Raw genomic sequence first — 15,250 nt, 5'->3', positions numbered from 1 at the left:
GGTATATGGATGTTATATTGATGACAACATTATGTACCCCTCTTTTTCTGTAGCAAAAGCAGGCAATAGTTATGCATCGAAAAATTTTCATAACTATTGAAGGCATTTTCTAAGTAAACACGGTATTCAGCTTGACTCATCGTCGCCACTTGATGAATAAAGTCTACAAAATCACTCGGTTGATCTGCTATAAAACCATTGTATCCATGTTTGACGTATCTGCTATTTTCTCCTACATTACTTGCAATAGTAAGCACTCCACAAGAAAGATATTGTTTGGCTTTAAAAGCAGATTTGGCAATATTAAAAGGATGCTTCACAAGCGGAGAAAGACCAATGTCAAATTGACAAATTTTAGGATACAACCAAGCATCATCTTCCCAGTTTAAATTTAATGGAATGTCTAGCTCGATATTCTTAGATTGCTCAAAAAATCTAACTATTTGGGGAACATCACTAGCTTTTTTAACTCCAATAATAGATAATTTTAAAGGGTGTTTTATTTGTAGAATTTGCGGAAAAAGAATGTGAAAAAGACTGGTCTTGTGAGAGAAATTTTGAGATATGTTATTGCCATCTCCTACATCTCCAACCCAGCCAATGTGTATTTTTTTATTTTTCGAAACTTTTTTGGAGGTATGTCTGTAGACAGGGGAAGTCGCTATATAAACATTTGGATTGAATTGGAGGCAGTAGTTTTTTAGAGCAAGGCTTCCAACTTGAATTTTTTCACAATGTTGGAGAAAAAAGTGAAGTGATTTAGTGTCTTGACGTAAATATTCAGCATCGTCTAAGTCGTAGAGTGTCTGCTTATTTTTAAGCAAAACAAGCAATTTTAATGCATTGGCATAAAGACGATTGGAGCAAATCTTTTGTATGACAATGAGTGCATTTTTTTTACGAAAGAATAAAATTTTAAAATAAATTTTAGCAAAGGCATACAACCCTTTGAGAGACCGACTAGGTGTGACAAAATCAAAGGTTATGTTATGCTTTTCTTGGGCGTATTCAAGTGGCATCTTGCCTCTATATCTAGTACTTGGACAAGTTAAATTATAAGGAGCAAACCAATAGACATGGGTGATTTTTGACATAAAATTTTAGGGTGTTAAGGTTTGGTAACTAAGGGTGTATCGTGCGTTTGAATTGAAGGTTGAGAAAAAAAACGTTATCAATAGATTTACTTAATCATCAATTCAATTTCCTCAATCAAAGAAATCAAATCTCTATCTGGCTCTTGGTTGACAAACTCATTGGCAGCTTCAAATGGATCAACAGGGTAGGCTTTTTGAGAGTTGGTAGGAGAGATAGCAAAGACGACATAATGACCATATTGGGGAGAATTTTCATTCAAATTAACGCCCCAATGCCCTTCGTATTTTTGAATCAAATACTCTCCAATTAAGTACCCAATTCGCACAGAAATCCATACCCTTGTTTCTGCATCAACAGGTTCTGATTGCATAAATTCGGCTACCGTACCAACAAAAAGCGTCATGGCTTCTGAGTTAAGTAAGATAGAAGAAGGATCATGGTGTTCTAAACGCTCTGCAAAATCAATGATAACAGGGTAGCTTTCTTTAGCAAATTGTTCTAAATTATCTCTTCGTTCTTGAATGATGTCTTTATTCATTACTTATAGTTTCTTACTGAAGTTATTCTTTCCGATACATTATGTCACTTCTAAGGACATATTTAGCGTGGCTCAAGATGGGCATGCCCTCATGTTTTTGTTCGTGCATAAAACAAAGAGCAGAACCTATTTGAGGTTGGACGCTAATATCATCAAATTTTGTTGCTCCTCCAAGAAAGTCATCGTTTAAGTAAACCATAAATGTAATCCGACTTTCTTCCCATTCATTTCGTTGAAAACGCCCATCAATATGTCGTTTAAAGCGTTGTCCTTTTTCGTAGCGATAGAAGCGAAAACGCTCATTTAGTCCGACAGCATTCCAACCATCTATCTGATGAGGACAAAAAGGAGCCAACTTTTCCCAAAGCTCTTTTGCCAACTGTTGATCTTCATAAATCAAGCGATAATTATTGCGTATCCCCTTCATCATTTTAGAACCTGAAGATAGGCTAACTTCTGCCTCTTCAAAGCCTCTAGTTTCACTAAAAAAAATTAAATCTTCACAAGCCTTAGGGGACAAAAAGCGATCTATAATCCATATCTTGTCACTCAATTGTTTGTAGTTCATTGTAGCAAAATTTTAATTGTAAGCTCCTTTCGCTTTAATCGCCTGTTCTATATGCGCTAAATGATGGTCACAGTGCCAAGCATAAATACCAATATTTTCTTTTAAAGAAAAACGTCGATCATGTTCAGGGTGAATGAATTCTCGTTCTAAATCTTGAGTAGATAATGCTTTTAGAAGAAAAACCCATTTTTGATGCAAACCTTTTAGTAACAATAGAGCAGAAGAGAGGTCATTGTCCAAAGAATCAGGTAACTCTGCCCATCTATTTTCCCAATAAGGGCGAATGTTAGGGTTTGTTTCCGTCAATGCTAATTTGAAACGAATGATGCTATTCATATGGCTATCAGCACAATGATGTACGACCTGTTTGATACTCCAACCTTCGGGGCGATATTTCCAATTTCGTTGCTCAATACTTAAATTTTTGACCAATACTTCAAGCCGATTTGGAAAGGCTTCTATACTCGTAATCCAGTGTGTTATGGTAGTGGCGTCTATTTGAATAGGAGGGGAGAATTCACCAATAGGAAATTTAAGTTTTTCTAAATTCTGCATTTTTTGAATGTTTGCTTTTTTTAGTTTGGTTTAGATTTTTTTTATGGGTTTCTCAGTTACATAAGGTTGTTTTTTAAGTGCATCCCATGCTTCTTTAGAGATTATTTTTTCTAACTGATAATGGAGTTGAAGACCATTGTCCATCTCGCGCTGATAATCAACCAATCCAATCCCTTTGCAGTACAAGGACAGTTGATGAAAATCAGAAGTGCGGACACTTTTATTGGCTTTTATGCTATGTCGATAAGAGTCTTTGAACAAAATACTTGGATAGGTTTTTTTTTGAAAAATATAATCAGCACCAGTACCAACATATTCGCGCATTTTTCGGATACTTTCTTCTCCAAAAGGGCTGCTGTATCGAGCCGACCATTTTATTTTTTCCTTATTCGTTTGTTGCCAACGAAAAATATCTTTGTGTATAGGACGAGTTGGCGTAAGAATACCCGTGATATAAATCGTATAGCGACTTAATTCGGTGCCCTGTGCTGTGATTTTTTCTTCACCAGCATCTACCTCATAAAAAGCTTGGTCAAATGTATTGGTAATGACTAGTGTATCTCCGTCTACTATTTTTGTTTCCATTAGGCAGTAAAAAATATCATTAGGATTGTCTAAATTGACATATTTGTAGACAATGGGCTCAAAAAAATTCTGATAAGGAAAGTAGTATGCTTTGAGATTGATTGTTGTTTGTGCCGATAAGGAAAAGGTTACTAAACTACTAAAAAAGGATATAAGAAAATAAAATTTTAATTTCATAGTAGACGGTATGATAGGAGTTAAATATCTTATAATCTAAGATGACAATAGTTTGTTGAAAGAAAAAACTTTATTGGCTTGATAGTTAATGAGTTGTGACTTTAGTGTATTTTGTGTTATGACTTTGATTATCAATGTAATATGAATGTACTTTTTTGTCTTTTTGGTGAAAAAGTAAACAACTAAGCAATATCGATCTCATGACCGCAGGGAACTAGCCTTGCGCTCTCATGAGCGTAGCGAATAATAATCAACGACCACGAAGTAGCAGTGCAGCTAACTACTAAGATAAGGTATTCTTATTATAAAGCCATGATTTGAATGGAAAAACAAATGAACAGCAGGTGTAGGGGGAACTAATCTTACTGTTAAAATTTATACCCAGAGCAATTAAATTCGTATTTTTAAGTGTTTTTACGACTGTGCAGTAGCAGCATAGGGCTACCGCAAGATCGTATATTTTGTAATTGCTTATCTTATTTAGGACACATCCATGTAAATTAAAAACACATGACGATATTAAGAACTATACTGTGGACGATCTGCTTAATGGGGAGTGTTGTCGTCTGCACAAATGCTCAAGACACATTGACATATGCATTTTTTGGACATCCTTATCAAGGAGATCCTGATGGGAAAAAAGTAGATTTTCGCTTGGAGGCTATGGACATGAGCCAGTTCGATGGTATCTGGTTGGGGGGAGATGTAGGGTCTGAAGCAGCCTTGAAGTATACTAACTTGCAATATTTAGATAGCCTGTTTGACTTAGATAATCCGATGACACATTGGGCATTGGGAAATCATGATACACGAAATGGGAATCTAGAATGGATTGAAGAATTTACAGAACGCCCAAGTTTTTATGCTTATAGTGCGAATGGCTTAACGGTTGTTGTTTTAGATGGAAATATCACACCTTTGGATTGTGAAAAATTAAATGCTCAATATAATTTGGTGAAATCTGTTTGTGACACAATACAGTCAGGTCATTTGGTGTTTTTGATACATCACGGTATTGCTATAGATGTACCAGGAGTATCGAATCCTATTACTTATGCTCATAATGAGGCTCAAAATTGGATGGCACATTGTTATCATGATTCGTCTAGTTATACCAAATCTATCTATCCTTTAATGGTTAATGCCAAACAAAGAGGAGTGAATGTTTTTCACATCATGGGAGACACGGGGTCTTGGTACAAATCATTCCACGAAACTTCGGTTGATGGAGTTGAATACTTAGCCGCAGGATTGGGAAATGGATATAGATTACAAACTGGTCAAACGATTTATGCAGCCGATGTTGCTATTATTTTTAAGCATGTTTTGGCAAACAATCAATTGACTTGGTCTTTTGTTGAAATAAATGATTTATAAAAATTAGTTAATAATAATCTTGCCCTGATAGCCTTTGTCGTTCACTTCAATCCTATAGACATAAACTCCTTGAGCCAAGCGATTGTTAAAATAAATGGTTTGAGAATTGCCTTGGAACATTTCTTCTTGAATCAGCCTTCCTGAAATATCGTAGAGTTTGAATTTGATGGTTGTATTTTGATTTTTTGTTTTGGTATCAATATTAATATATGTTTGAGTTGGATTAGGGAACAGGATAGGGGCAATATTTTCGATGGTGTTATCTTGATTGAGTGCTTTGAGGATACGACCATCAGTGGTCGATATATTCACAAAATATAAATCCTCATCTTGATTAGAATGGCTTTTGGAAGTGCCTAAAATACCAATGGAATTATCTGCCAAATATGCTCCCGCATTTCCGTAGTCACTATTTTCTCCGCCTAAAGTTGTTGACCAGATTTCTTGACCATTCGCATTTAATTTTAAGACAAAAATATCTGGCTTTTCATCTACTGAAAAACTACTACTCGTTCCTGTAACCAGTAATTCTCCATTGGCATTAATATCAATATCATTGCCATATTCGTAGCCATCTCCACCAAAGTTTTTCCGCCAAATCAAATCGCCGTTACTATCTATTTTATAAATAATGACATCAAAACTCCCATTGGTTTGTTCTATGCTAGAACCTACAATATAAAAATGACCCGTACCATCTGAAATAATTTTTCTAGCAAAGTCATGTTTAACACCGCCAAAAGGTTTTCTCCAAATTTCGTTGCCTAAAGCATCTGTTTTAATGACTAAAATATTAGACGCTGAAGAACCAAAATATTCAGAAGAGTTGGCTATTTTTCCAATAAAAGAACTCGTTGTGGCTAAAATGAGAAGAGAACCATCATTAGCTTCGACAACATCCATACCTATGTCTTTAGCAGAGTCCCTTGTTACTGTGTCATAAAATTTTTGCCAAAGCAAAATACCGTTTTGATCCGTTTTAGCTAAGAAAATAGCCCCTAAATCGCCTTGTGCTCTATTAATACCTGTCATTAAATATCCTCCATCTTGTGTTTCTTTGACACTGTATACATAATCGTTGTGATAGTCACCAAAATAAGCAATCCAAATTAATTGACTGGAAGTATTGTATTTAGCCAAAACGACCGTACTACGTCCTCCAGGAGCGTCCCATGAATGCCCTGTTACAAGATAATGTCCGTCAGAAGTTGCCGTAATGTCCCCTGCTACATCAAAGTGAATATCTCCCCATTCAGAGTGGTAACTATCTTCCCATGCTTCGTTAACTTTTACAACAAAAATATCGTCACTTCCCATTCCAAAGCTTCGAGTTGTACCAGCAAGAAAAAATTGTTGATCAATTTGACAAAAAGCAACCCCTTTGTCATTTTTAGAACCACCATAATATTGGGCACTTATTGATGTTAAAGTACAAGAGAAGATGCAAAGGAAAATTAGTAATTTTGGCATAAAGAGAAATGGGTTTAAGTTAATTGTAAATCAATGAAATAATTGTTGGTCGTAAATGAGAATAAAGGCTGTTGAAAATCCAAAAATATTCAATAAAAATGGTTCCTCCCAAAATATTGAGAAGAACCATCGTTTTTTAACAACCTGTACAACATTCCATTAGAGATTCATGGGAACTTCCATGACCAAAACTTTGGCATCTGAACTAGCTTCTAGGTTGAATTTTTCTATATCCCAAATCCCATAGCCATCACGACGTTCTAATTGTTGACCATCGACTTTAACATTGCCTTCCAGAACAAAGATATAGACACCATTTCCTTCTTTTTGATCGAATAGCTATCTTTTTTGCCTTTTTCAAATTTTCCCATATGAAACCAAGCATCTTGGTATATCCAAACACCTTGATCGTCTTTGTTGGGGGACAATACTTGGTAGAACTTGTTTTTTTCTTCGATTGCCCGAATAGAAATTTGATCATACCGAGGCTCAACATTCTTAACTTTTGGAAAGACCCATATTTGCAAAAATTTGACTTCTTTATCTTTATTTTTATTCATTTCACTATGAAAAATTCCAGTTCCTGCACTCATTACTTGTACATCGCCTTCTCTAATGACAGAAACTGTTCCAATACTGTCCTGATGTTCCAAGTCGCCTTCTAATGGAATAGAGATAATTTCCATATTGTCATGTGGGTGCTTTCCAAAACCTCTATTGGCTGCTACTCGATCGTCGTTTAGGACTCTCAAAACACCAAAATTCATTCGGTTGGGGTTGTAATAATTCGCAAAACTAAAGCTGTGGTAACTATTCAACCATCCATGATCAGCTTTTCCTCTACTATCGGCTTTATGCAATACTGTGTTCATCGTTTTATCTTGTTTATTGGGTAAATGATTAAATCCAACTTGATTCAGTAATCTATTATAAGTGGATTTTTTGTTTGATTCAGCTTTGATACTAGCAGGCGAAAAAATGGTTGCCCAACTGGTTAACAAAGCCCCTTTTATAAAGTTTTTTCGATTCATATTCGTTTGTTTTTGTAACTACAAATATCGAGTAAAACAGTCAATTAGGGAATATGAAAAAACGGATAAAACTTATGAAAAAGCGATGAACAATTATTGCTCAATACTGTTGTTATTAGTAGTAGGATAATCTATTAGATTATAACAAAAAGCCATTTTGGGGTTGTAGTGGCGCAGGAATATTCGTATCGTCAAGCATCTCTCTCAAATCAATCTCAATTCCTCTAGCAATAGAAGTAATCGGAACATCGTTGTACGTTCCTTCAAAAGGGTTTTCGGAATAATCGCCAATCTTTTCCATCAGAAAATAAACCCAAATAAGTAAAGCTGAAATTAGCGGACAAAAGAAAATTGTCCAACCTGCTGGTTCCATAAAAATATCCAACATAGCAAAGGGCAACAAGGCACAAAAGACCATGGTTAGCCATAGTGCCGTAGAGGCATATTGTCTAGGAAAGGGAAAGTTTTTGATGCGCTCAGATTTTCCTTGATCATCATATAGTTTTGTAATCAACTCATGAAACTCCACATGTCTAAAATCATTAAAATAGCCTAAATCCTTTAGTTCTTGTAGTCGTTTGGATTGTCGTATCAATATTTGAGTAGCAATATTGGATTTTGTTTTGTAATAATCCACTTCATCTTGTTGAATGTATTGCAACAACTCTGTGTCTAATTGTTGGTAATAATTTTCGCAGACAGTAGGATTATAAAGTCCTTTGATACGTTCTTGTGTATGCTCCCATTCCTTGCTTAAACGAAGTTGATAACGAAGTGCTGTCATCCAAGCAATATGCCGATAAAGTAGTTCTTTTTGGATTGTTTCGCGACCATCTCCTTGAACAAATGCCATTGTAGCAGCGCCAAAAGAGCGACTGTGATTGACTATAGCACCCCATATTTTTCGAGCTTCCCAAGTGCGATCATAAGAACTGTTATTTTTGAACCCCAAATAAAAAGCCACTGCAATACCAATAACACTGACAGGTTGCCAAGGCAAAGAAAATTTAATTTTTAATACAATGGGAATGGCACAGATTGCGGTCGCATAGACTAATCCATATAAAAAAGGTTTTTTGGACCAATTGGCGGTCATTTTAAAACTATAATTTCGTTTGGCGTACATAGTGTTATATTGTTTTAGTTATGGATAAAATGAGTTGTTGATAGCATCACGACTTTTTGAATTGAGAGGGAGATAAGCCCGTGTTTTTTTTGAAAAAAGCACTAAAATTAGCAGGTTCAGAAAACCCTAATTGGTAAGCGATCTCTTTGGAACTCAAATCAGAAAAGTACAACAATCGTTTGGCAGCAATGGTTATCCTAGCTTGGATATAATTTTTAGCAGTTTTTCCAATCAAGGATTTAATGGTTCTATTGAGGTGATCTGGTGTAATGTTTAAAGCACGGGCATAGTCAGAAGTAGAATGCCATGTCAAATAATTACTTTCGACCAACTGCTTGAATTTTTTTAAGATAGAATTACTGGCTTCCAATTGTTGAGGGTTGTCAGTAGGCAAGGTGCAAATTTGATTGCAGGTAATTAAAAATAGTTTCAACAAAGCCCCTGTTGCTGCTGTTTTGTATTTGTGGGTATTGTCTTGGCAAGCGATCATTTCGTTGCAATAATAAGCTAATTTGTCAAATTGCTGTATATTTAAATCTAAAGGTGGATTTTGGTTATAATTATTAAAAAGATTAAGATCATCAATAAAAGAAAGAGGAATGTTGTTTTGTATCAAAAACTCTACGGAAAAGACCATCGAATACCCTATAGAAACTTGTTCTTCTATGAGTTGATGTACTTGCCCTGGCGTGATGAAGTAAACTTGTAAATCACTGAGTGGATAGGATTCAAAATCAATAAAATGTTTTCCTTTTGCCTGTTTTATGAGCAAGGCTGTATAGTAATTATGTCGATGTGGGGCATCTGGTTTCCCTTTTCTTTGCGTGTAAATGGCTTCCATTCTAGAAATACCAAAACTTAGCTTGGCATTGGAGGCATTGATATGCTGATAGGTTTTTATATTGTCCATTTGTAAGAAATTTGCGGTTAAGTGTACCAATATAACAAATTTGGAAAGCAAACAAGAGACTCCTAATTTTTGGTAATGTCTAATAAATTTACGCTTGTTTTTACTTTTATTCTGTTAATGTAATTACATTAGTTGCACCACTTCGTCAAATAATTATCTTGCTTTTTGTGGAGTGGTCTTTTAGTGAAAAAAATATTGGAGTAAGTACGATCTGTTACTGGCAATTTTTAATGAAGTATTGCTAGTATTAGTAGTTAGCTACGCTGCTACTTTGTGGTCGTTGATTACTTCGTGAGCGCTGCGCTTTTAGTTAGTTCGCTAGGTTCATGACCTTGGGCCTTTGTGCTAGTAGTGTAGCAAGTAACAAAGCGAACGACCACGAAGTAGCATTACTAAGTAACTACTATTAAAAATAATAAATAAATAATAAAATGACCATAAAAGAACGTTTGAAAGCACTGCGTGTTGCTATGAAATCAGAAGGTGTTGATGCCTTAATTATCCCTGCTAATGATCCTCATCAAAGCGAATATGTGGCAGAACATTGGAAAGTACGAACTTATTTTTCAGGATTTACAGGGTCAGCAGGACTGTTAGTTGTTTTGGCGGACTATGCTGCTTTATGGACCGATTCCAGATACTTTTTGCAAGCAGAATCAGAACTGGAAGGGACAGGAATTACCTTGCACAAACAAAAAGTACAGCATGCACCAGAACACGTTGAATGGCTGTGTAATACATTGCCTGAAAGGGCAACAATAGGGGTAGAAGCAAGTTTGTTTTCTGTACAACAAATTGCTTATTTAAAATCTCATTGTAGTCTTAAAGATATTGTCATTAAAGATGTCGAACGGATTAGTAGTAAAGTTTGGGAAAACCGTCCCCCTTTGCCTGACACAATTGCATACGATTATGATGTTTTCTACAATGGTAAGTCTAGGGAAGAAAAGTTGTCGCAAGTTCGTGCGGAGATGAAAAAAAGAAAAGTAGAGCATTATTTTATTAGTGGTTTGGATGAAATCGCTTGGTTGTTGAACATTCGAGCATGGGATATTGATCATACTCCTGTCGTGCTCTCTTATTTATTGGTGAGTGAAGAAAAGGCAACCTTGTTTATTAGAGATTATAAAGTGCCTGAAGAGTTAAAACGTAAATTAAAAGCATCAGGAGTATCCCTCAAGGATTACCATGCTGTAGGTACTGCTTTGAGTGTATTACCAGCAAAAGATACCATTTTTGTAGACAAAAATAACTTTAGCTGGTCTTTTGAGCCTTCTCTCAAAGCGGATTTGATAAAGGGGACTTCGATTATTATGCCGATAATGGCGATTAAGAATGAGACAGAAATAACTCATTTTAGATCGGTAATGGTTAAAGACGGAATTGCTTTAACTCATTTTTTCAACTGGTTAGAAAAAACAGTTGAAAATCGAGATTTAAAAGAAACAGAAGTAGCGGATAAGCTAATTTACTTCAGAAGCCAACAAGATTTATACAAAGGCGAGAGCTTTCCGCCAATTGTAGGGTATCAATCCAATGGAGCTATTGTGCATTATCGTGCCGAAGAAAAAACTTGCGCTACCATCAAAAATGAAGGAATGCTCTTGATTGATAGTGGTGGGCAATATTTGGATGGAACAACAGATATTACAAGAACCATCTGTTTTGGAACACCGACTGCGCAACAAAAAACACACTATACCTTAGTTTTGAAAGGTAATATTGCCTTGCAAACGGCTCATTTTCCTAAAGGTACAACTGGGGTTCAACTGGATGTACTGGCTAGAATGAATCTTTGGAATGCAGGTCTGAACTATGGACATGGAACGGGGCATGGAGTTGGTTTCTTTTTGAGAGTCCATGAGCCCCCTCAAGGGTTTGCAGAAAGTACGACAACCTTGAGAGGTTCCTCTCCTTTAAAAGCGGGAACTGTATCTTCTAATGAGCCAGGTTTTTACAAAACAGGTGCATATGGTATTCGAATTGAAAACTTAATGCTTTGTATACCTTCTCCAATTAATAAAGATTTCTTGGCATTTGATGCCATTACCTTGTTTCCAATCGAAACGGAATTGATTGATTTATCTTTGATGTCAAAAGAAGAAATTGCATGGTTGAATCAGTATCATCAACGTGTGTATGCAGCTTTGTCGCCTTCGTTGGAAGGAGAGGAGAAAGCTTGGTTGTGGAATAAATGCCAAGCTGTTGGTGTAGAGTAAAAGGAAGATAACCAAAAGTTTAGTTGAAGATTTAAACTATGGGTATTCATATTCATAGTTTAAATCTTCAACTGAATCTAAAAAGTGCGAAGCGCATCTGATTCAAAAATTTGAAACCCTACTTTATTAGAATTCATAATTGCGATCATAGCTTTGGCAACTTGCTTGCCCTCAATACCCTTGTATTTGTTTGGTACAGCAAAAGCAAATGCTGTCATAAATAATTTACCTACCAATTCTCCCATTCTCAACTCATCGCGAGCCCCCATTAACAAAGATGGTCGCAAGATATAACACGCTTCATAACTTAATTTTTGAAGGGCTGCCTCTGTTTCGCCTTTTATTCTATTGTAAAAAATACTAGAATCTTTATCTGCTCCCATAGAAGAAACAACGGCTATTTTTTTAGTGCCATTAGCTAGGGCAATTTTAGCAGTTTCTACGATATAATCATAATCTACTTTTCTGAAAGCAGCTTGAGAGCCCGCTTTTTTGATTGTCGTTCCCAAGCAGCAAAATAACTCATCTCCGATGGCCAAGTCCGCATTAGGCCAGTTAAAATCATAGCGAGTTTGAGTTAGCTTTTCATGCTTTATTTCCAATGGTGTTCGAACCAATGCCGTGATCTTTTCGTAGCGTTCGTCTTGTAATAATTGTTGAACCAAGCGTTTACCGACCAAGCCAGAAGCGCCAATAATTAAAGCTGTTTTTTTTGTCATTGATTAGTATTATTGTATTAGTACTTCGTGGATTTTTTATTTTTTGCAAAAAAATAAAAAAGCATCTTTACATTAGTTTTGATTATTAGCTCTTTAAGGAAGTAAGCAGTACTAGTACAACCTATTTGTAATCAAACTGATACGGTTTTTCCAAGAAGTAATGATAATATGTTTATTCTAATTAAATAGGAGCGATAAAAAACATTTGTTGAAGGTGTTTCCAAAGGTCGATTTCTTGATATTTTTGAGCTTGTTCTTTGGTACGTTGATACCTAGAACGACTATCTTTTAAGCGACTGTATTCTTCTTTTAGGCGTTCCAAACCAATGGTATATTTAGCTCGATTTTTTTGATAAGCAGCAATACGCTTAAAATCAGCGGTATTAGCTTGATAGATAGTTTGAATAGCCTCCTTACTTCTATTAGCTCTAGTTTGAGCTTCCTCTAACAAAGCATCAAACCGAGTTTGGTATCGTTCATGAATTTCGGTTTCTTCTATTTTTCTAGCCTCAAAAAGTTGCTCCAAAAAAGCTTTTTGTTGCGCATATTTTTCTTTTAATACGGCAATCTGAGGAGTGTTTTTTTCTCGTAATTTTTTAAGCACAACCGAAGCTTCTTTTTGTATCGATTGTTTGCGTTTGGCAGTTTCTTGTTGCACTTTTTTGAGTTCATCCATAAGTTTTTTCTTGTACCCCTGAAATTTATCTTCGTAATGTTGATGAATCTGCTCTTTTAGTGTTTTACTCAATTCAACTTCTCCCAATTTGACCGCCATCCACCATTCCAGTAGTTCGTGGATTTGATAATATTTGAGTGGAGCAATCGAGACTTTTTTATCATCTTCTAGGGTAACAATCCCTGGAGCTTGTATGTTTTTGATTTGATGGATATCTTGAATGTTGTGCTGATTTAAAAAATGTTTGATTTCATCTTTAAACAAGCTAATTTTGGTGGCAATATTATTGGGAACGTTGGCAAAATCTTTCTGAATTTGACGTTTCATTTTAATCAAAGTCTTCTTTTCTTCTTGTTTTTTAGCTTGCAAGCTTGTTTTTCGATATTGTCCAATTTTTTGTTGTACAGAACGTTCCAAATTTCGAAGTCTACGTTGATCTTTTTCAACAACTTGGTCGTATTCGAGTTGCGTTGCCTTTAATTCCTTGCCCAACGTTTTTTGCAAATCTTCCATACTTTCTTGTAATGCAAAATCAATCGCTGATAATTCTGCATCTAAGGATGTTGCTGCGGCAAAATCAGAATTGGTATGTAGAGCACGATTGTATTTCTTTTTTAGGGCAGTGTATTCAAAAGTCTCGGATTGAATTAAGTCTTTAGCCAATTTATCTTGTCGTTCCAAATCTTCTTGTAGTTGCTTAAATTCATGAGCGATAGATTGTTGAATGGAATAATGTTGGTTTTGAGATGCATTGGGGAAAAATTTAGAATGCTCTTGATTCAACCGCTTCCAAAATTGTTCTAAATGTTCTTTGATCCCTTCAAATATCTGTTGCTGTTTTTGAGCAAATTTTAGACTTTCTGATAAAGATATCTTTAGCAAGTAGGCTTCTCGATTGTTTTGACGACTAAAAAAACTAAACAAAAGGATTGTCATCGAACTAACAACTGTAATTAGTACCACCAAATAACCAACAGGCAAGTTGTTATTAAAAAAAATATTCGAAAGACCATAGGTCAGTCCTAATGCTAAAATGGCAGCGTTGATTCGCCGAAGAGGAAGCATAAAGGTTGCATCAGATTTCTTTGTGGGAAATGAAGTTATCAGCGAATTGTTTGTAGGCCTCTTTAATTCCTGAATAAAAGCATCAGGTGAAATACTAGCTTGGTATACCGCCTCTAATAACGTTTGGTTTTCTGGTAATTGAATTAATTTTGATGGTAGAACTCTGAAACGCTGAATGTCCAAGTGTTGCATAATTGCAGAACACCAAGCATGTGCTGTTGGTCGCAATTCTGGTTGTTTACTACCAGTTACAAAAGCTTGTAGAAACAAATCTTGGAATTCTTGGCTCAAGTGATAAAAGGATTCATGCGGAGGCGGAATACTTTTTTTATAAGAACTGATCTCAGGATTAAAAACAAAAAGATGGTGTTCTATCTTTTTGGCTAGGGTCGTAGCATTATCATAAGGAGACCGAAAAGAACCAGCAAAGGGATGGATGCCCATGAGTAGTTTGTAAAAAATGACTGCCATACTAAAACGATCCCAAGCTTGTTGTTGTGTTGGGTCGTGCGCATTGTTTTTGTTGTAATATTCGGGTGGAGTATATTCGGGCGTAGCCACTGGAGCATCAAACAACTTCTGACCATTTTCAACAACCTCTACCGAATCCAAATCAACCAAAGAAATTAAACCATCTAAGGTAATGATAATATTATCTGGTTTTAAGTCTACTAAAATATAGCGTTTGGAAGCATGAATTTGATGAATTGCTGTAGCGAGATTATAACAAACTTTTAATCTCAATTCTAGTGCATTGTCTGCTTTGTTATGAAACCGATACCAAGTATTGGCTAATTTTTTAGGCAAGTTAGAGGTACATAAAATTTCTAATTTTTCTCCTTCAACCAAAGGCATGACAAAACCAAGAAAGTTGCCAGCAGCATCTCTGATACTATCTTGTACCCAAACAATAGCATTTTGTCCTTTATCTTTGGGAGGGTATTCCAATAAGTAATCAATTTTAGCTTCTCTTGTAGGGCTAAGTTTATTGGGATGGTAAATTTTAACAACAGAATTGGAAAAGGAGCGAGGAGCAATAATGCGATATAGATGCCCTTCTCCTCCACTAGCAAATGGCTTGTGAGAAAGCATCAGTTTTTCTTTACTCTTCTTGGTATAAACACTAAGACTCATTGAGG

Annotated in this window: 12 protein-coding genes and 1 pseudogene; 2 read left to right on the top strand and 11 right to left on the bottom strand. The window is 35.7% G+C overall.

All coding sequences use genetic code 11. The features are described 5' to 3' along the window. Positions 1-29 precede the first annotated feature (29 nt). The 5 genes from CG11_RS01705 to CG11_RS01685 all read right to left on the bottom strand — a co-directional run bounded on the left by CG11_RS01705 (position 30) and on the right by CG11_RS01685 (position 3,518). A complete protein-coding gene (locus CG11_RS01705) occupies positions 30-1,094 on the bottom strand; it encodes a glycosyltransferase (RefSeq protein ID WP_052592482.1) in 1,065 nt (354 codons plus the stop codon). Positions 1,095-1,180: 86 nt separating this feature from the next. Next, entirely contained in the window at positions 1,181-1,633 is a 453-nt protein-coding gene (locus CG11_RS01700) for a hypothetical protein (RefSeq protein ID WP_052592480.1), read from the bottom strand. Positions 1,634-1,655: 22 nt separating this feature from the next. Continuing rightward, on the bottom strand, positions 1,656-2,201 hold the full coding sequence (locus CG11_RS01695; protein ID WP_052592478.1) for a 2OG-Fe(II) oxygenase: 546 nt from the start codon (positions 2,199-2,201) through the stop codon (positions 1,656-1,658). 12 nt (positions 2,202-2,213) lie between these two features. Beyond that, positions 2,214-2,756: a YfiT family bacillithiol transferase gene (locus tag CG11_RS01690; protein ID WP_052592476.1), complete on the bottom strand. Its 543-nt coding sequence runs from the start codon at positions 2,754-2,756 to the stop codon at positions 2,214-2,216. 30 nt (positions 2,757-2,786) lie between these two features. Next, the gene (locus tag CG11_RS01685; protein ID WP_052592475.1) at positions 2,787-3,518 is read right to left on the bottom strand and encodes a hypothetical protein; all 732 of its coding nucleotides are present in this window, start codon (positions 3,516-3,518) and stop codon (positions 2,787-2,789) included. A gap of 510 nt (positions 3,519-4,028) precedes the next feature. On the opposite strand from CG11_RS01685, the gene CG11_RS01680 reads away from it, so the two are divergent. Further along, positions 4,029-4,895, top strand: a complete 867-nt coding sequence (locus CG11_RS01680) for a metallophosphoesterase (RefSeq protein WP_156039621.1) — start codon at positions 4,029-4,031, stop codon at positions 4,893-4,895. A 3-nt stretch (positions 4,896-4,898) separates the two neighbouring features. Here the strand turns inward: CG11_RS01680 and CG11_RS01675 are convergent, their stop codons facing one another. From CG11_RS01675 to CG11_RS01660, 4 genes and pseudogenes are all read right to left on the bottom strand, one after another. Further along, complete coding sequence (locus CG11_RS01675; protein WP_052592470.1) at positions 4,899-6,365, bottom strand: T9SS type A sorting domain-containing protein; 1,467 nt, start codon at positions 6,363-6,365, stop codon at positions 4,899-4,901. Positions 6,366-6,524: 159 nt separating this feature from the next. Beyond that, positions 6,525-7,237: pseudogene (locus tag CG11_RS01670) on the bottom strand (pirin family protein). A gap of 298 nt (positions 7,238-7,535) precedes the next feature. Then, positions 7,536-8,522, bottom strand: coding sequence for a bestrophin family protein (locus tag CG11_RS01665; protein ID WP_052592468.1), 987 nt, complete (start codon positions 8,520-8,522; stop codon positions 7,536-7,538). A gap of 46 nt (positions 8,523-8,568) precedes the next feature. Then, entirely contained in the window at positions 8,569-9,432 is an 864-nt protein-coding gene (locus CG11_RS01660) for an AraC family transcriptional regulator (protein ID WP_052592466.1), read from the bottom strand. 431 nt (positions 9,433-9,863) lie between these two features. Here CG11_RS01660 and CG11_RS01655 point away from each other — a divergent pair, with 431 nt between their 5' ends. Further along, on the top strand, positions 9,864-11,651 hold the full coding sequence (locus CG11_RS01655) for an aminopeptidase P family protein (RefSeq protein WP_052592464.1): 1,788 nt from the start codon (positions 9,864-9,866) through the stop codon (positions 11,649-11,651). A 77-nt stretch (positions 11,652-11,728) separates the two neighbouring features. On the opposite strand, the gene CG11_RS01650 is transcribed toward CG11_RS01655, so the two are convergent. Next, on the bottom strand, positions 11,729-12,370 hold the full coding sequence (locus CG11_RS01650; protein ID WP_052592462.1) for an oxidoreductase: 642 nt from the start codon (positions 12,368-12,370) through the stop codon (positions 11,729-11,731). Between the two features lie 181 nt (positions 12,371-12,551). After that, a complete protein-coding gene (locus CG11_RS01645) occupies positions 12,552-15,245 on the bottom strand; it encodes a hypothetical protein (protein WP_052592460.1) in 2,694 nt (897 codons plus the stop codon). Between the last annotated feature and the right edge of the window lie 5 nt (positions 15,246-15,250).

Origin of the sequence: Aureispira sp. CCB-QB1, from assembly GCF_000724545.1 — a bacterium.
GTDB lineage: Bacteria > Bacteroidota > Bacteroidia > Chitinophagales > Saprospiraceae > Aureispira.
Note: the sequence above shows the minus strand (reverse complement) of the source record. Positions and strands in the feature narration are given on the sequence as shown.